General features: G+C 65.5%; 18 protein-coding genes. 9 read left to right on the forward strand and 9 right to left on the reverse strand.

Going from position 1 to position 17,282, the window contains the following annotated elements; all coding sequences use genetic code 11:
* Positions 1 to 437: 437 nt before the first annotated feature.
* Together ACLARN_RS43275 and ACLARN_RS43280 are read left to right on the forward strand one after the other, a co-directional pair.
* Positions 438 to 1,226, forward strand: coding sequence for a terpene synthase family protein (locus ACLARN_RS43275; protein WP_409497307.1), 789 nt, complete (start codon positions 438 to 440; stop codon positions 1,224 to 1,226).
* A gap of 14 nt (positions 1,227 to 1,240) precedes the next feature.
* Positions 1,241 to 1,528: a hypothetical protein gene (locus tag ACLARN_RS43280; protein ID WP_409497308.1), complete on the forward strand. Its 288-nt coding sequence runs from the start codon at positions 1,241 to 1,243 to the stop codon at positions 1,526 to 1,528.
* 992 nt (positions 1,529 to 2,520) lie between these two features.
* On the opposite strand, the gene ACLARN_RS43285 is transcribed toward ACLARN_RS43280, so the two are convergent.
* The 4 genes from ACLARN_RS43285 to ACLARN_RS43300 form a co-directional block, all read right to left on the reverse strand.
* Positions 2,521 to 3,741, reverse strand: a complete 1,221-nt coding sequence (locus ACLARN_RS43285) for a lipase family protein (RefSeq protein ID WP_409497309.1) — start codon at positions 3,739 to 3,741, stop codon at positions 2,521 to 2,523.
* 187 nt (positions 3,742 to 3,928) lie between these two features.
* Positions 3,929 to 4,570 carry a DUF2238 domain-containing protein gene (locus ACLARN_RS43290; RefSeq protein WP_409497310.1) on the reverse strand — a complete coding sequence of 214 codons (642 nt, stop codon included), beginning with the start codon at positions 4,568 to 4,570 and terminating at the stop codon, positions 3,929 to 3,931.
* Between the two features lie 117 nt (positions 4,571 to 4,687).
* Complete coding sequence (locus ACLARN_RS43295) at positions 4,688 to 5,614, reverse strand: SMP-30/gluconolactonase/LRE family protein (protein WP_409497311.1); 927 nt, start codon at positions 5,612 to 5,614, stop codon at positions 4,688 to 4,690.
* 73 nt (positions 5,615 to 5,687) lie between these two features.
* On the reverse strand, positions 5,688 to 6,329 hold the full coding sequence (locus ACLARN_RS43300; protein ID WP_409497312.1) for a TetR/AcrR family transcriptional regulator: 642 nt from the start codon (positions 6,327 to 6,329) through the stop codon (positions 5,688 to 5,690).
* A gap of 76 nt (positions 6,330 to 6,405) precedes the next feature.
* On the opposite strand from ACLARN_RS43300, the gene ACLARN_RS43305 reads away from it, so the two are divergent.
* The gene (locus ACLARN_RS43305; protein WP_409497313.1) at positions 6,406 to 8,214 is read left to right on the forward strand and encodes an AMP-dependent synthetase/ligase; all 1,809 of its coding nucleotides are present in this window, start codon (positions 6,406 to 6,408) and stop codon (positions 8,212 to 8,214) included.
* 49 nt (positions 8,215 to 8,263) lie between these two features.
* Here the strand turns inward: ACLARN_RS43305 and ACLARN_RS43310 are convergent, their stop codons facing one another.
* The 4 genes from ACLARN_RS43310 to ACLARN_RS43325 all read right to left on the reverse strand — a co-directional run bounded on the left by ACLARN_RS43310 (position 8,264) and on the right by ACLARN_RS43325 (position 9,967).
* The gene (locus ACLARN_RS43310; RefSeq protein WP_409497314.1) at positions 8,264 to 8,440 is read right to left on the reverse strand and encodes a hypothetical protein; all 177 of its coding nucleotides are present in this window, start codon (positions 8,438 to 8,440) and stop codon (positions 8,264 to 8,266) included.
* A 36-nt stretch (positions 8,441 to 8,476) separates the two neighbouring features.
* Positions 8,477 to 8,827 (reverse strand): hypothetical protein, encoded by a 351-nt coding sequence (locus ACLARN_RS43315; protein ID WP_409497315.1) that lies wholly within the window; start codon positions 8,825 to 8,827, stop codon positions 8,477 to 8,479.
* 12 nt (positions 8,828 to 8,839) lie between these two features.
* Positions 8,840 to 9,340, reverse strand: coding sequence for a TetR/AcrR family transcriptional regulator (locus tag ACLARN_RS43320; protein WP_409497316.1), 501 nt, complete (start codon positions 9,338 to 9,340; stop codon positions 8,840 to 8,842).
* 132 nt (positions 9,341 to 9,472) lie between these two features.
* Entirely contained in the window at positions 9,473 to 9,967 is a 495-nt protein-coding gene (locus tag ACLARN_RS43325; protein ID WP_409497317.1) for a hypothetical protein, read from the reverse strand.
* Between the two features lie 1,047 nt (positions 9,968 to 11,014).
* Between ACLARN_RS43325 and ACLARN_RS43330 the strand changes: the two genes are divergently transcribed.
* The 4 genes from ACLARN_RS43330 (at position 11,015) to ACLARN_RS43345 (ending at position 13,255) form a co-directional block, all read left to right on the forward strand.
* Entirely contained in the window at positions 11,015 to 11,236 is a 222-nt protein-coding gene (locus ACLARN_RS43330) for a hypothetical protein (RefSeq protein ID WP_409497318.1), read from the forward strand.
* Positions 11,237 to 11,253: 17 nt separating this feature from the next.
* Positions 11,254 to 11,655, forward strand: coding sequence for a hypothetical protein (locus tag ACLARN_RS43335; RefSeq protein ID WP_409497319.1), 402 nt, complete (start codon positions 11,254 to 11,256; stop codon positions 11,653 to 11,655).
* Positions 11,656 to 11,841: 186 nt separating this feature from the next.
* Positions 11,842 to 12,234, forward strand: coding sequence for a hypothetical protein (locus ACLARN_RS43340; protein WP_409497322.1), 393 nt, complete (start codon positions 11,842 to 11,844; stop codon positions 12,232 to 12,234).
* 13 nt (positions 12,235 to 12,247) lie between these two features.
* Positions 12,248 to 13,255 (forward strand): AAA family ATPase, encoded by a 1,008-nt coding sequence (locus ACLARN_RS43345; RefSeq protein WP_409497320.1) that lies wholly within the window; start codon positions 12,248 to 12,250, stop codon positions 13,253 to 13,255.
* A 2,242-nt stretch (positions 13,256 to 15,497) separates the two neighbouring features.
* Here ACLARN_RS43345 and ACLARN_RS43350 read toward each other — a convergent pair.
* The gene (locus ACLARN_RS43350) at positions 15,498 to 15,632 is read right to left on the reverse strand and encodes a hypothetical protein (protein ID WP_409497324.1); all 135 of its coding nucleotides are present in this window, start codon (positions 15,630 to 15,632) and stop codon (positions 15,498 to 15,500) included.
* Here ACLARN_RS43350 and ACLARN_RS43355 point away from each other — a divergent pair.
* Both ACLARN_RS43355 and ACLARN_RS43360 read left to right on the forward strand, forming a co-directional pair.
* Complete coding sequence (locus ACLARN_RS43355; protein WP_409497323.1) at positions 15,625 to 16,116, forward strand: hypothetical protein; 492 nt, start codon at positions 15,625 to 15,627, stop codon at positions 16,114 to 16,116. The genes ACLARN_RS43350 and ACLARN_RS43355 overlap by 8 nt on opposite strands.
* A 340-nt stretch (positions 16,117 to 16,456) precedes the next feature.
* Complete coding sequence (locus ACLARN_RS43360; protein ID WP_409497321.1) at positions 16,457 to 17,002, forward strand: hypothetical protein; 546 nt, start codon at positions 16,457 to 16,459, stop codon at positions 17,000 to 17,002.
* Positions 17,003 to 17,282: the final 280 nt, after the last annotated feature.

Consider the following 17,282-nt stretch of genomic DNA (forward strand, 5'->3'; position numbering starts at 1 on the left):
CCCTCGGAACCCGCCCACCGACACGACAGTCGGCCCACAACCCTGCCCACAGCACGATTTCCGACCAAAACCCAGCCGCAGCAGCAATCCCGACGAACTCACAGAAACCCATGCAAGATCGAGGCTAATGTCAGACGACGTTGGCATCTCCCGTGAAGGAGGGTGACAATGGGTGAGATGTTCGCGGCATGGCCGCCCTCCCGGTGGAGGATCTTACGGAGGCGCTGACATCTTAGTGATGTCGCCACCCTTTCTCGACTCCTGCGCGACGGTCGCAGTCGCGGACCCGGGCCTGATCTTCCGGACCGGCGGGCGAGGGTCGCCGAGTTGATGCAGACCTGCTCGGAGGCGCTCCTTGACGAGGGCGGGCAATGCCGTGGCCGGACGAGGCGGAACGGTCACCTAATCCTGCGGTGGGCGAGAACCGTGGAGGACTTGTGAGCCTGAAACGCGATGACCAAGAGGTCTTCGAACTTCCCGACTTCCCGATGCCTTTCCCGGCGCGGGTGAACCCGCATTTGGGCATGCTGCTCCAGAGGTCTGAATCCTGGGCCCGCGCCACAGGCATGCTCGGCGGCGGCGGGCATCCCGACAACTGGGTCATCTGGGACAGCCTGTCGGTATTCCACGCCATCGCGGCCCCTGAGTTGACCGCCTATTGCTGGCCGGTCGCACCGGCTCATGAAGCTGCGCTGATTCACGACGCCATGGTCTGGTACTTCGCGTTCGACGACCATTTCCAGTGTCAGTACAAGCTCACGGGGGACATCGACGGCGCACGAGAGCATGTCGAACGCCTCTCGGCCTTCATGTCATTGACGTCAGGTGAACCCGTTCCCGCGCCAAGGAACGCCGTGGAGGAGGGGCTGTCTGACTTGTGGCCTCGCCTCGTCGGCTCGCGGCCGGCACGCTGGTGTCGAGAATGGAAAGACGGGATAACCCGATTTTGCGAAAGTGCGATTCAAGAAATAATACACCTCTCCACTGGGCGAATGCTCGACCTTATTGAGTGCATTCAGCTTCGTAGGGAAACGTTTGGTGAGTACACTGCGGCGTTATATGTGGACATTTCCACGGGTGTGATGATCCCTGACAAGATCAGGGAAAGCCGAGAAGTGCGCACGCTGCTTGAGGCTTGTATGGACTACATGGTACTGAGTAACGATATATTCTCTCTTATGCGCGCGAAATTAACGAAGAAGGATGTGCGACCAATCTTATCCTAATTGTCGGAAACTTTTTGGATATTCCGCTTCGGGAAGCCGTAAGTGTCGCCAACAACCTCGTTAGCGCGCGCCTGCGTCAATTCGAATACACGTCAGAAACGGAACTTCCTGAGGCTGCTGCAAGACTCAACTTGAATGACACCGAGCGTGCCGAACTCGCCAAATGGGTCGAAGGTGCCAAGGACTACCTGTCCGGCATACTCGCGTGGCACATCAAAGCAGGGCGGTACTGTGGTCGGTCGACGGATATCACGCACCTCTCGGTGGATACTTCGGGGCCCTGCCTCGGCTTCGGCCAGTGAGAGCGCTAACGGCGAAGGCGGGATATTGGTCGAGATATGGCTACCTGGACGCACGCCTGCCGGGGCGGGCTCTGGGCCGGCATGAACGCCGCCGGCCCGTGCTCGATGGTGATGCACTGGGCCGCATGGGGCTTCACGCCGTGCAGGCACAACCGGCGCTCGGTCGACGTCCTCCACGATATGGCAGGCGCGGCAAGGCCCTGTCAGTGACGCACCGTACCCATGCACAGATGGCATGGCGGGCCGGTAGCCGCACTTGGTCCAGGGTATGAGAACCACTCCCTTCCAGGTCAGCGGAACCGACTCTGCGCAAGGGAAGGGGTCACGTGGCGTTCGGCCTCGTCGCGATCTATCGCCGGAGCCGCTCGTTGCACTGGACGAGCAGCCTGAACCAGTCCACAGGCGACCCCGCCGAGCCGACTACCGCGGTGATCGGGAGCTTGGGGCCGGTGGCAATCGGGCGTCGGGGGCGTGGTCAAGAAGCCGGGCGGCAGCGGTGACACGGTTCCGGCTTGAAGATACAAGCCGGAACACCCGAATCCGCTGATCTGCTCACTTGAGGGTGCCGCCCGCTAACGCTCAGGTAGAGGGCGGTTTCTTGACAGTGGGCAAAGCGCAGCTCCGAGCGAGTCGCAGGTGATCGCTGCCGTGGATGTCGAACCCGAACGTTGGGGCGTCGTGCTGATGGGCGAGCCATCGTGTCTGGTTACTGCTGCCGCACGCCACGTCGGCCAGCGGCAGGCCGGGCACCAGCCGGGGGCGTGAGGTTGGTGAAGCCGGTCCGGGTTCGGCCGGTGGGGCCGTGTCCCACGGCGGAACCCCTGGGAGGCCCAAGCCACACCAGGGGTTCTGCCAGTGGGTTCTCCGGCGGCGGTCCCAGTCCTGCCACCGTGCGCTAATGTCCTTTGAGGACAGTCGTGGGTCGTCGCGGCGGATGGCGAGGCGGTGGCCGGGATCGCGATCAGCGCCGGGCGGCCTGGTCGTGCAGAGCCTTACTCCTGCGTTGCCACTGAGCTCTGTGTTGCGCAGTTGCCGTTCGTCGGAAGGTCGAGGAACCTGTTGTAGAGCCAGGTCAGTGCACCGGGGATGCTGCCGATCGCGTAGCCGACGTGACCGGGGACCGCGGTGAGGCGGTACTCGACGTCGGCTCCCTTGGCGCACCATGCGCTGGCGGTCTCCTGGTTGTATTCGGGCCGGATGATCTCGTCCAAGATGGACTGCTGCACCAGTACGGGTGCCGTCGGTGCGGCACCGCCGAGTTTGTTCTCGGCGAAGACCCGGCCTGCCACCGGGTCGGTGAACACGTCCTGGTTGGTGTAGTCGTTGATCTTCTTGAACGGGTTCATCGCTACCAGTTCCAGCTGGCATCGTTGCCCGATCTGCTCGGCGAGCTGCCTGCCCTTGTCGTTGAACAGCGAGCTCAGTTCGGGGTATTCGCGGCTTACCCCGACCGCGCCGGCGAGGGTGAATCCGGAGAACGCGCCGCCGTCGAGGCCCTTGAGGGTCTTCTTGAGATCGCCAGCGAAAGCGCCTGCTGCCCAGCCCTTCACATTCAGCTCGGGCGCGTAACTCGCTTGCAGCTGCGCCGCCCATGCGGTGGCCTGCCCTCCGCCGGAGTACCCCCAGGCGCCCACTGGCCCGGACCCTTCCAGCCCGGCCTCAGGCAGGTTGTGCGCCGCGCGGATGCCGTCGAGCACGGCGTGCCCCGCCATCTTCCCCGCCGACCAGGCCATCCGGGGGCCCTGGTAGTCGGTGATCACCGAGACCCAGCCGTTGCTCAGCGCGGTCCATACCCCGGTGACTTCCTTCTCCAACCCCGCTCGGAGCCCGTAGGACGGGTTGCATTGGGAGCCGAGGCTGTCGGTGGCGATCTGGAACGACAGCAGCGGACGCTGGCCGTTGGGAGGCAAGGGCGGCACGAACACCGTGCTGACCGTGGCCACCGGCCGGTCCTTCGCGTCGGTGGTGCGCACCAGGACTTGGTAGACCTTGGCGGGTACCGGGATCAGGTAGGTGCTCGCGTTCACCTCCCGCTGACGCAGGATCGTGCCCGGCGCGGCCGACTCGAACCCGGACGGCGGCTGGTAGAACGGGTCGTCCTGAGGCAACGGAAGGGACTCGGCCGCCGCCGTCACGGTGCCGTTCGCACCGATCAGCAGCGAGGCCAGTAAGGCCAGCAGGGCCAGTAGAGACCCACGTCGTCGTGCGGTCATCGCTTCTCCTCAGGCTGATAGAAGGCAGATTGATACTGGCGTATTACTTTTGAGTGATACGGGAGTATTAAACGAGCTGATGAAGTGTGTCAATGATTACTGTGCGTGAGAGGAAGCGGGGGTGAAGCCGGGACCGCCGAGCTGATCGCCGAAGGCGGGCTCAAGGCTGTCACCCACCGGGCGGCCCCTACCGGTCGCCGAGGACGTCGAGTTGATGCTGCACACGGTCAGGGGATATTCGTGGCCTACACGCTCGACCAACCGGCACTCGAGCGGCACATCCAGGGCAGGGCCCGATGGCACCATGGAACACACCAAACCGGCCCGGAACACCCGTCAAGATCAACCAGCACGATCCAAGAGTGCCCACGACTGTCAATGGCCAGATTTCTCTGGCCCAGACATCTCCTTGGGTGGCGAGGAAATCGTCCGCGCCCGATCCGGCGGCCAGCGCGCTGAACCATTCCACGAACTCGAAACTGGCGGCGATCGCCAGGCAGACGCAGATGGTCAGGAACGCGACCCAGCCGCCGGGCCGCAGTGGTGTGCGGCGTAGCAGTACTTCACGTACGGCGATCGCGGGAACGAAGCCCTGGATGACATGGGTGAACCGGTCGTAGTTGTTCCGCTGGGTGCCCAGCCAGTGCTGTACCCATTCCCCGGCGGGCGTCTCCGCGTAGGTGTACTGGCCGCCGTAACACAGCACGAGCGCGTGCAGTACCAGCAGCCAGGTGCCGGGCGATCTGGCCTGGATCCCGGTCGCCGCGAGCACCGCGAGCACCACGCCTGCCAGCAAGATCCCTTCGGTCCGGCCGACCCCGCGCACCATGGGAAAACCCTACAGCGGGGCGAAAATCGCCGCCGATTCCTTAGGCGGTCAGTCTCGTGAGAGCCACGGCAGTCATCCAGGGTGTCCCGACAGTGGCTTTCGCGACACGGCCACTGGTCACTCGCTGCCGGGTGGGACGAGCCGCCGCACCGCCCCGTCGAATCCGGTGCTGTACAGGCTTTCCGGGTCCCAGCCCGGCCCGGCGCCGAACCGCACTGACGAACCCAAGTGGACACCCGTCGCGATCGCGCAGGTCGCGCCGGAGTCCGGGTCGACGCGGTACACGATGCCGTGCTCACCCGCCGTGTAGAGCCGCCCGTCGGTGCCGATGGTCAGGTCGTCGATGATGTTCAGCGGCCACGGTGCCTGAAGCCGGAGCTTCTTGGCAGGCGCGGAAGGGTTCGAGAGGTCGATCGCGGCGATCTGGAAGTCCGGGCCGCCGGTGTTGGCCACGTACAGGGTACGGCCGTCGTTGCTGACGACCATGCCGTTGGGGCCGAGCAGTTCGGGCCCGTATCGTTCCGGGGCCGACGGATTCTCCTTGCGTACCAGCCAGAGTCCGCGTTTCGGCCCGATCAGGGTGCTGATCACCGCGTCGCCGTTCGGCAGTATCGTGCCGCCGTCGGGCATCGTGAGGCCGGTGGCCCACGTCCGCCGCTTCCCCGTGTCGAAGTCGTAGATGTCGATGGTGCCGGTCTTCAGGCCGAGTGTCCCGTCGAGCGTTTTGTGCCCGGTGTTGACGAACAACTCGTTGCCCCGCACCGAAAGCGCGCCGGGGCCGGAGACCGTCAGCAGGGTGCTCGCCGCGCCGTCCGGGGTCACGCGCTCGATGGATCCGTTGCCCGCGAACAGGGTTTTGGAGACCAGCAGGCCGCCTCGCCCGTCGAAGGCGAGGTTCTCCAGCGGGAGGCCGAGTCCGGTCGCGACGGTGCGCACCTGCCACGGTTCGCAGGCCGACGCGGCCGCGGCCGGAGCGCCCGGTGCGGTGAAGGTCGCCGCCAGCACGATCGTCGCGGCGACGATGCCGCGGATACGCCCGGTCATGAGCCTCCCCATCTACTGAACTAGTACATGTGTATCAATTAGACGGGAGTATCGACCAGACGTCGGGAGTGTGTCAATCGGCGAGCGGGACGCTGGTCCGCAGTCGCAGGTCGTCGGCGTCCATGGCGAAGGCGAGGAACAGCCCTTGCAATGAGCGCTTCGTGAGCTCGACGTCCTCTTCGGCCGGCTGCGGATTGGCCAGCCGGTGCAGTGCCAGGCCGTCCAGCAGGGCCATAAAGGCCTTGGCCGCGCGCGGGGAATCGGCGATTCCGAGTGATGCGAGCAGGGGAGCGGCCGACGTTTCGAAGGCGCGCATCGCCTCGTCGACCACGGCGCGCATGGCCGGGTTCCGGGCGGCTTCCATGTACAGCTCGTATTGGGCGACCGTGACGCCGAACTTGCCCGCCACCAGGGCCTGAGTGAGCCGTTCGCCGACCTCCAGTACCGATTCCGCGTCGCGCACCACGTCGGCGAGCAAGTCGCGCACGATCTCGATCCGCTCGTGGATGTGGAACCGCAGGGCCTCGGCGATGAGCTCCTCGCTGGTCGCGAAGTAGTAACCGGCCGCCGCCTGCGGAAGCCCGGCCCGAGCGGAAACTGCGCGGTGAGTGACCGCCTTGACGCCGCCGTCGCAGATCAGCTGCATCGCGGCCCGGAGCAGTAGCTCCCGTCGCTCCCGGCTGCGTGTCTGCTGCTTGCCGCGACTACCGGTCATTGACTTCCCCTTCGGTTGAACCGATACTAGCGTCTCACTCTGAATTGATACGTTTGTATTAATCTTGGGAGAGCGGATGAGTGTCGGCGCGGCCGAACTGCGGGAGATCTCCAGCCTGTGCCAGGTTTTCCAGCGCACGGTCGCGGAGTCCGGTGACGTCGTCGCGTTGCGGACGCCGGACGACACGGTGTCGCTGACCTGGCGGCAGTACGGCGAACGAGTGCGGCGGCTGGCCGAAGGGCTGCACGCGCTCGGCGTCCGGCGCGGGGACACCGTGGCGTTGATGCTGACCAACCGGCCCGAGTTCCATCTGGCCGACGTGGCGGCGATCCATCTGGGCGCGATCCCGTTCTCGGTCTACAACACCAGCTCCGCCGAACAGGTCGAGTACCTGTTCGAGAACGCGGGCAACCGGGTCGTGCTCTGCGAGGAGCGGTTTCTCCCGCTGGTCGCGCAAGTCGACAGTGTCGTTTGTGTGGACGGTGCTCCCGAGGGCGCGATCTCCTTCGCGGAACTGGAGAACACCGAGTCACCCGGGTTCGATTTCGACGTCGAATGGCGAGCCGTCGGCCCCGGCGACGTGCTGACACTGATCTACACCTCCGGCACCACGGGACCGCCGAAAGGCGTCGAACTCACGCATCGCAACCTCACCTACAGCATGGGCGCGGCGCTGGAATCGCCGGACGTCGCCGCCGCGGTCGCCAAGGGACGCGTGCTCTCGTTCCTCCCGGACGCCCACCTGGCCAACCGGTATTTCGCGCACTACTTCCCGATCGTCTCGGCGGCGACGGTCACCTGCGTGGCGGATCCGAAGGCGGTGGTGGCGACCTTGCCCGCCGTCCGGCCGACGGTGTTCCTCGGTGTGCCCATGCTCTGGTACAAGATCAAGGCGGGGATCGAGCAGGCCGTCGCCGCGCAAACCGGTGCGCGGCGGGCGGTCGCCGACTGGGCGCTCGGCGTCGGACTGTCCGCAGTGCACCGTGAAGCGGCCGGTGAGCCCACTTCGCGATGGCTGCGATCGAAGCACCGGCTGGCCCGACGACTCGTCCTCGACCGGTTGCTCGTCAGGCTGGGACTGGACGCCTGCGTGCTCCCGATCAGCGGCGCCGCCCCGATCGCGGTCGACACGCTGGACTACCTGATGGCCGCCGGCCTGCCGATCTGCGAGGGCTGGGCGATGTCGGAGACGTCGGTCCACGGCACGATCAACCCCCGTCACGCCATCCGGCCGGGCACGGTCGGCAAAGCCCAGTACGGCGCCGACCTGCGGCCCGCCGAGGACGGGGAGCTGCTGATGCGCAGCCCCGCCCTGATGCGTGGTTACCGGAACGATCCCGACCGGACGGCCGAGGCGATCGACGAAGACGGCTGGCTGCACACCGGGGACATCGCCACCATCGACGCGGACGGCTATGTGTCCATTGTGGATCGCAAGAAGGAACTGATCATCAACGCCGCGGGCAAGAACATGTCTCCCGCCAACATCGAGAACACGCTCAAGTCGTCGGGCTCGCTGATCGGCTCGGCCGTCGCGATCGGCGACCGGCGGCCCTGCGTGGTCGCCCTGATCACCCTCGACCCGGACGCGGCGGCGGCCTTCGCCGAACGGCACGGACTCCCGGCCGATCCGGCCGTGCTGGCCGCTGACCCGGTACTCCGCGAGGAGATCGCCGCCGTCATCGAGCGGGCCAACCGCAGGCTTTCCCGCGTCGAACAGGTCAAGGAGTTCACCGTGCTGCCGGTCCATTGGGAGCCGGGCGGCGCCGAACTGACACCCACCATGAAACTCAAGCGCGCTTCGATCGCGGAGACCTACGCCGCCGAGATCGACGCGCTGTACCGCACTCCTCGTGAGTGGCGGGCACGCCCGCGAAATGGGTGACCGGTGATGAGGTTCTATGGCAAAGACGGCACGGGGCTGCGGGATCCGCTCAAGACCCGGGAACAAGGCCTATGTGCTGGCCGTGCCCGACGACCATCAACGCGTGCGGGTTGGTCTCTGGCTGGTCGCGGTAGGCCGCCGAGCCAGGGTGCCGTACGTCGTCGTCCCGTTGACGGGTGAAGACGACCTCGTGGTCGGTGGCGGCCAGGACGGCCAGCGACACCATGGTCGCGCCAAGGTGGGCAACAACGGCTTACCTCTTTCAGCGTAGGGCGTTCTCGACCAGCGCGACGGTCGCGCGAGGGTCGTCGACCTGGACGACCATGCGGGAGTAGCGCTCGTCTGCGAGTTCGATCACGACAGCCTTCGATGGATCCCTGACGTCCCAGAAGATTTTCTCGCCGTCGAGGTGGAACGTGCCCGCCGTGATCACGCCGGGCAGGTGGGCGCCCGGCGCACGGATCCCTTTGGGATCGGCGGCGATGCCGGGGTCCGCGGTCGCGCCGCGGACGTTGATCAGCGGGATTGTCAGGCTGCTCTTGAAGGCCCAGAGCTTGTTGAGACCCTCCATCGCGACGACGAGGTCATCGCCGTCGATGCGAACCAGTGCCATATCGGTTTCCTTTCAATCAAGAGGATCGAGGCGTCGGGTCAGTTCGGCGCCGACACCGTCGGGGTTGCCGCGCAGGCGAATGCCCAGTGCGGCGGCTGTGAGCGCGGCGGCCAGCGCGGTGGAGATGCCGAGCGCGTCGGCGATCGCCTGGTCGACGGCGGCCAACGCCGCGGCCACCTCTGCGGCCACCTCCTCGTCGGCTAGTGCCCGTTCGACCGCCGCGAGCAGCAGCAGGCCGAGGTCGGCCGACGTGACGAGCCGCAGCGCGGCCGCGGCATCCGTTGCCGCGGCAAGCGCGTCGGCCAAGGGGCGGACGTCGTCAGTGAGGTGGCGGCGCAAGGCGACCAGATAGAGGCCGCGCTTGCTGCCGAACGTCTTGTACAGACTGTTGCGGTGCACGCCGAGGTGGGCCACAAGGTCGTCGATGGACACCCCGTCGTACGCGCGGCCACCGAACAACTCCACGGCGGCGCGCACCACCTCGTCCTCGTCGAACGCCCTTCGCCTGCCCATGTCACGACGATAGCCTTTTGAGGAACGATCAGTCAAGAACGATCGTTCCTCAAAGGTCGGATGCAAGGGTCGTGGGCATGGCATCCGCGTGGCAACCACGAGCCGTCGGACCCGTGGTTGCCACGCTGGTGTCTAACGGACGGCCTGGAACTGGGTGATCCAGGTGGTGTGGTAGGTCATGGCCTGGCACCGGATGTCGGTGTCGGGCTTGAGTGTCACGGCGTCGGTGAGCTTGTAGGGGAAGTTGGCTTCGCTCACGGCCAGGGTCGGCTGTAGTGGGTCCGCGCCTGTGGTGGAGAGTTCGAGTTGGCCTTGGCAGTAGGGCTTGTCGGTCTCGTTCGCGACAGTGTCGATCACTACCTGGCCCGCGGTGACGGAGGTCAGTTTGATCTTCACGTTGGCGTTGGGGTTGGACAGCGTCAAGGTGACGTATCCCTTTTCCCCGGGCAACAGGACACCGGTTTGCGCCCCGGTCACGGTGGCGGGGGACATTGCCTCGGCCGAGCCGGACACTCCGCCCGCGGTGCTGTCCTGGACGAACGCGGCGATCGCGAAGCCGCTGAGGCCGAGGACCGTGCCGGTGATGGCGAGAACGATGACGGGCTTGGCTTTCTTGGTGATGCGCATGGTGATTCTCCTTCTGGAGGATGGAACCCGTGACCGGGCGGCCACGGAATAGGTGGACAGGGTTGTGACGGTCGGTGTTGGTGGCCCGAGGTGTCAGGACCGGGTCGGCGGGTCCGACTCGCTTGGGTCGGGCGGCTCGTCGACGGGCGTGGTATCAGACGGCGTAGGAGTGGCAGGCGTCGTCTCGGGTCCGGTCGGAGTGCCCGGCTGACCCGCGGACGGTTCAGGGGATGCAGTCGTGGACCCCTTCGTCGCTGGTGCAGCGCTCGTGGCTTGGGCGGGTGTCCAGATCCCGGTGGTGCCGTCGATGGACACCGTCACCGTGATCCGGTCGAACCCGGCGGCCCCCGCTACACCGTTCGCGGCCGCCGGGGAGCCGAGTTCGAGGGCGATGATCAGAGCGAGGACTGCTCCTCGCCGACGACCGCGATCGTTCTGAGTGGGACTGGCGAATTGTCGGCCGGATGTAGGCATGATGGGTCATTATTCCTCTCTGCAATTCCGGGCCGAGGTGATTCGACTCTCCCGGCAGAAGGCCGCATTTCACCGCATCTGGATACCGAACCTGGTGTGCGGCAACGTCTCGTAGATGTGCTCGTCAATTGCTGGAGCCAGCGGATGCACTTTCAAATTCTCGATCGTTGTCAAGTTGGTGAACCGTGTGCCCTCACTGATGAACTCGACTACGTCAGGCATCTTGTTACGTAATATTGTTGAGCACTGTTGAAGTGTTATAAATCGTCGAAATCGCGCGCTGGCTTCGGGGAGAATTCGTCGTCAGCCCTGCTGACCCAGGCTGGTCTCGTCATGGGCGAACCCGCTGGCCGTAACCAGGATAGTCTCGATCGTGGTGACGGCATCGATACCTGTCAGGGTCCCGTACACCTGACGCTGACATCTGACAGCTACGCCAGCTTCGCGAACACGAGCACGCCGTCGTTAATACGCCCGGGCTTGAGCACGGGAGGCGGACTGAACGACGTAACGCGACCGGCGGCGTGCTGTCCTCGCAGCGACCCTTCAGGAAATCAGGCCGCGTCGGAGCCCGTGAGCGACGGCTTGGGCGCGGTCGTGCACTCCGGTGAGGTGCTGAACGACGGGAACGGATGGGTCGGCGAGGCGGTCGACACCGCTTTCCGCATCTTGGACGCCCAGCTGGCGAATTACGCGTTCGCGAAATCCGGTATACGGCGAAATCTCCTCGCCGGTCTCGAAACCGTCCGCTTTTGCGTGGGAAGCTGCCGACGCCCTGTTTTCTGGCGGACTTGACCAGCGATGTTCTGGATGTGATTCCCCGCAGGGATCCGGCAGGGCTGCACCATCATCTGACCTGGATGGAGGTCCCCCATTTGGCGGTCATGATGCGCCGGGCACTCGGGCCCGCCGTTCCGCTGCCGCGGCGGGACGGTGTAACCGACGCGTGGAGCGTGTTCCGCCTGCTCACCGATCTCAACGCCGGTCCGGGTGGGACCCCGCCCTCCGTAACGTTTCTGCGGCCGCTCGCGGACAACGTGGAACGCGAACCCGGTGCCATGATCGCGGACCAGGCCCGATCGCTGCAGCTCGGTCCTGCCCTCGGGCATCAGCGGCAGAGCAGGCGCGGCCCCATTTTGCATTTGATGATCATGCTAGAACCGGTTTCCACGGATCCGAAACGGGCGCATTCTCGCATTCTGGCGTCAGGATGACCCGGAAGTGTGGCCGCCCGCCGCTTGCCGGAGTTCGGGAAATCGCTGTTGCCGCGCACCTCGATCACCTTGCCGGTACACAGTGGTCCAAGGAACACGGACCGGCAGGCCTCAGCCGCTACCGTACGGGTACCGGCCGGGCATAAGATCACTGGAGAGGATGCGGGCGAAACATTGGCATCGCGCGTGGCACGTTCGCTGGGTCTTGGTGGTGAAGGACCTCGCTGCGGACGGTCGACACGACACTCGGCGACGATCACCGGGTCCGGCCGGCATTGGCGAAACCGCCATTGTGCCAACCTGAACCGGGCGCCGCCGGACGAACTGACGACCGCGCTCCGCAGCGGGTTGCCGGTGGTGCTGTGGCATCCGGACGCCGAACCGGAGCACCTGCGCGCGATGCTCGACTGGTGTTGGCCACGGAAGCCGGGTTTATCGAACTACCGTATAGTCGCAAACTGGCGAATTCGGCTGTGGCCGTACCGTTCAAGGTTTCTGGCTCACGATCTGGTGGTAATGTGGGACGATCCGAATCGCGTTATCGTTCTCGTCCAGCCGTTGATCCCGACTCGACCGTAGGGGGATACCGCGGATGAGCGTGAACGACCAGGACGCGACCGTGAACGGCCGGACGACACCGGATGCACCTGATTGGTGGATCTATCGGGGCACCGGCAGGCCGATCCACGACATCGACCTCGCGCAGATTCTTCCCGCGCCACCACCGTGGCGTTCTTATCGCGGTGACCCGCCGCCGGAGCACGACGTGCCGCCGCCGGACGACGGTGAGGCGGAGCGCAGGCTCGGCACCGCGTTCACGCTTTCCGAGCAGGACGTGGACGCCGGCGAACTCAACATGGTCAACGCCGCGCTGTACCTGCGGCGTCCGCTGCTCGTCACCGGGAATCCGGGCACCGGGAAGTCGAGCCTCGCCTATCGGATCGCCAGGGAACTCGGTCTCGGCCGGGTCCAGGCGGCGGCGACCGAACAGGCGCAAACCGGTGAAGAAGCGGAAGAACCGCCGATCGGGGATTTCGTCCGGCTCGGCCCGCTGGGCACCGCGTTCCTGCCCGGCAGGCTGCCTCGGGTACTGCTGATCGACGAACTCGACAAATCCGAAGCCGATCTGCCCAACGACCTGCTGTCGATCTTCGAAGACGGCGAATTCACCATCGAGGAACTGGCAAGGGCACGCAACTGCCACCCCGAAGTCACCGTGCACACCGCCGACCCGCAGCGCACCGCCATCGTCCGCGACGGCCGGATCGCCTGTCGCGCGTTCCCGGTCATCATCATGACCAGCAACGGAGAGCGGGAGTTCCCGCCCGCGTTCCTGCGCCGGTGCCTGCAATTGCGGATCGAGAACCCGGATCACGACCAGCTCGCGGCGATCGTGGCCAGTCACCTGGTCGGCGAGGACGGCGAGCACCGCGACAGTCTCATCCGCGAGTTCGCCGACCGGAGCAAGGCCGAAGGCGGCCTGCCCACCGATCGGTTGCTCGACGCCGTGTACCTGGCCACTTCTGGCGCGTACCAGCCGGATCAGGAGGCTTGGCCGCGGCTGGTGGACGCCCTCTGGCAAAGACTGGCGGTGCGGTGAGATGGGCGGGCACGGCTGTGCTTGCGACCCGTTTTCCGCCGCGGCCGAGGAGGCGAAGCGGCCGGCCGAGGACGTGTGGAACTACAACGCGCCCGCCGAGCTGCCCGAACCCGCCAGGGACCGCGCCGGGCCCCAGGGGAGCGGTGCGCCTCGGGTCACTGGAGTACTGCCGCACGCTCGGAACCTTGAAACAGGAACGAGCTTCGCTGTCGCACAACGAATGTGGCCCTGGACGAAGTGGCGACCGCTGTCCGGTCGCGGCGACCGGACAGCGGTGGCCTGTCGCCCGATTGAGGAAGCTTGCCTGAATCTGATGCTCATTCTCGACAACGGCCAATCCATGGCCGGTGGCGGCAGTGGGATACCGGCGTTTACCGAATCACCCTGCCCGGGGGGTGCTTCCCGTGCCATCAGGTCCGCCCGGGGCCGGGCGATGCCGGTGAGCATCGTGCATCTGCTCCCGCAATGGCTGTGGGGGCGCTGTGGCATGAGCCCGCAGAAAGCCCGGCCGCGGGTCCCGAACGCGTTGGTCCCCACGGTCCGCTGGGCTTGCGAGTTCGCGGACGCGTGGCTCTCGCGCGGCTCGAAGGTACCTTGGGAGACCGTGCCGGTGCTCGAACTGCGGCCGAGGACGCTTGGATGGTGGGCCGGACTGACGACCGGCGAAAACGCCGCCGTCGAAGGAACGGGAGTACTCACGATTGAACGGACTTCTCGCTCCGATTCCGGTGCCAGGCCGGTAACTTTGCGGTCTTCCGAAAGAGTGCATAGATTTCGCAGTGTTGCGTCGCCTCCAACGCTACGCTTGGCGCAGTTACTCGAGGCGGTGCCGGTCCGTCTCGAGGTGGCCAAGCTGACGGGAAAGGAATTCGTTCCGGAAGCAGGACTTGAGCACCTCGCGGAACTTTTGTTTTCGGGGCTCATGTACTCTTCGGACTCAGGGAAGCGACGTCCACTTGGGACACAGGTGGGGTCTCCGCTTTTCCCGAGGCAGTCCGGGAATTGCTGCTCAGCGGCGCGCGCGGTCGGAAACGGTCAAGGTCGTCCGAGTGGCCGCCACCCATTTCGGTGGCCGGATTCCGCTGCTCGGTCACCTCCGAGACGCCATTGCCGACCCGAACGACACACCGGATCCGGTGCTCACCCTCGAGTCGTCGGCCGATGTAGAACCGGGAAGTGCGGTCATGTGCGCGCTGTCCGGACCGTACTTGTCCCGGGCCGACCGGCTGCGGAACGCGGTACAAGACCCCGTTGTATCCGAATCCGAATCAATCAAGGCTGTGAGCCCAAAGATGCCTAAGACGGCCGAACGTCCACCTGCTTCGACGCCTGTGCTACAGGGACGCTCGACATATCTCAGCGAGTCCGACGCGAAAGAACCGACGACGAGGATCGTCCATCCTTCGGCGGCGGACAGTTCCCGGCACTTCCCCAACCGCCACCCCGACGACCCGCCCTTGGTGTTCGGGAACGTCCCGCCGCGCAACCCGAACTTCACCGGTCGCGATGTGTTGCTCGGACAGCTGACCAAGCGGTTGAGCAGCGGTACCACCGCTGTGCTCCACTCGGCGTTACACGGTCTGGGGGTATCGGCAAGACGCAGATGGCCGCCGAGTACATCTATCGGCATCTGCAAGATTACGACCTCGTTTGGTGGATCGACGCCGCACACCACCCAGATCCGCGTGGGACTCACCGAACTCGCGAGTCTGCTCGGTCTCCCGGGCGCGAGGGAGGCCAATGTCGCGGTCCCCGCGGTGATCGAGGCGCTCCGGACCCGGCGGCCTTTTCGTCGCTGGCTGCTGATCTTCGACACCGCCTCGGCGCCCGATTACGAGGTTTCCGTCGCTGCGACGTGGAATGTTTCGTTCGAGGAGCTCAAGACCCGTAATCCGGCGGCTCATCAGATCCTGCACATCTGTACCTTCTTCTCCCCTGAACCGATCTCGCGTGATCTGCTCACCGGAGTCAGTCTGGGGGCGATCTCCGATCGGGCTGGCCCGTGCACTCCGCGACATCAACCGGTATGGCCGCGCGAAGGTCGACCACGGCAACAACACGCTCCAGCTGCACCGTCTGGCCCAGCTGGTCCTGCGAAACCGGGTCATGGCCCACCGGGTGCACGCGCGGATGCAGCAGGGGGAACTCCGGCAGAACATCACGATCGACCTCCGGGTGCAGGCCGATTTCGCGGCGGAGACCACACCGAGCGCGAAGCAGGGGAGCACGGCAAGGCCAGGGGTCAGCAGAAAGGGCTCACGGAGAACTTCCAGGCCTGCTTCGGCGAGGACCAGGTCGACGCGACGACCCACTCGATCCTGCTGTCGGGGACGAGGCGGAAGGACGGCGACCACCCAGCCGCCCTCAGCTTGTCCACGGACGCACTCGAGATGTTTCGGGTCGTCGAGGGTGACGACCACTTTGCCACGATGGCCTGCACCTGGGCTCATTCGATCGCTCTCCGCCATTCTGGCGATCTGGCGACGGCCAGGAAGCTCGGTGAGGACACCTTCGAGAGGTACCTGTGCGGCGGGCGCCGCTGTGATCGAAGTGCTCACGGGCACGCAGCCGCAGGCGTAGGTACCTATGACCGGCGTGCCTGGAACCGGATATACCGGACTCAGCGCAGCCCTGATTTCCGCCGACACGGCGAACCGTCGAGCCCGTCCCTTCTGATGACAACGCGCCGAGACCCGGCAGAACCGGCTCTCGGTGGGCCCGGACCAGCATGTCCACACGGATACCGCGGCGGTGTTCGTGCAGGGTCTTTGGCCCGATCGCGCGCGGGCCGAAGATGCGGCGGCTATTTCCACCAAAGAAACAACGTTCACGTTAGTGATGTGGAGAATAGGATCACGTGAATAGTTCAAGGGAATATGAAAAGAGTGGCACCCAGGCTGCTGTAACAGCCCGGGTGCCGGGAACAAAACCCAGTCGCGTCCAAGCAACTACAGGAGACGTTCCGTGAGGAATTCTATCACCCCCAAGGGGGATGCGACCGCGAGACGGCCAGAAAAACGCAGGTCGGCGCTTATATCGAACCTTACCCGGCGGTTTAAGGTCCTGTACGTCCGGAAGTGTGAGCCGGTTGAGAAGCATCGTGCATGGAACCCTCCCCGCACCGGACTATTCGGCGGGCGGAGCGCGGAGCCGACGATGGTGGGGCCGGGCCCGCGACATCACTTGATCGTAGTGGCCGACGTGGAGAGATTCGGGGGGCGGACGCGACCACATCAACGGGCGGTACGTGACGGGCTCTACGACGTCATGAAGACGGCGTTCGCGGCGACAGGGACGGCGTTGTCGGACTGTTACCGGGAGGACCGCGGAGACGGGGTGCTCGTGCTCTTACCGGGCGAGATGGACAAGGCGGCGTTCATCGAGGCGGTACTGCCGATGTTGGTGACGCGGCTGCGGGTGCACAACGACAAGAGTGCGGAGGCGCAACAGATCCGGCTACGGATCGCTTTGCATGCCGGGGACGTCGATTACGACGAGAACGGGGTCATGTCCTCGTCGCTGAACCTGGCGTTCCGGCTGTGCGACGCTCCTCCGTTGAAGGACGCGCTCGCCGCGTCGCCAGGGGTACTGGTAGTGATCGCGTCGGACTGCCTGTTCGATGACGTCGTCCAAAGCGCTCCTGGTGCCGCGCCCGCGACCTGGCGTCCGGTGCCGGTCGAAGTCAAGGAGACCACCGAGACCGGCTGGATCAGCCTGCCAGACCACCCGTACCTCGGCCGCCCCTGATGCAGCTCCGTCCGACGAGTGCCTTCATCGGCGGTGTGATTGCCGATGAAGGGTCGATCACGCCACCACGATCAAGTGATGCCGCGAACTCCGCCCCTTCGTCATCGCCGCTTCCTCTCCCCGGCTCGCCGAGGACAAGGGTCCCAAGAACGTGGTGTGGAGATAAGGGCCGCTTAGGGTGATGCGCCCTTGACGTCCAGGGAAAGGGACGTCAAGGGCGCGATCGGGGGTGGTTCAGGACTTCTTCCGCGGTGCGCGCTTGCGCTTGGCGGGAGCCTCT

This window comes from Amycolatopsis sp. cmx-11-12, assembly GCF_046269425.1.
Lineage (GTDB): Bacteria > Actinomycetota > Actinomycetes > Mycobacteriales > Pseudonocardiaceae > Amycolatopsis.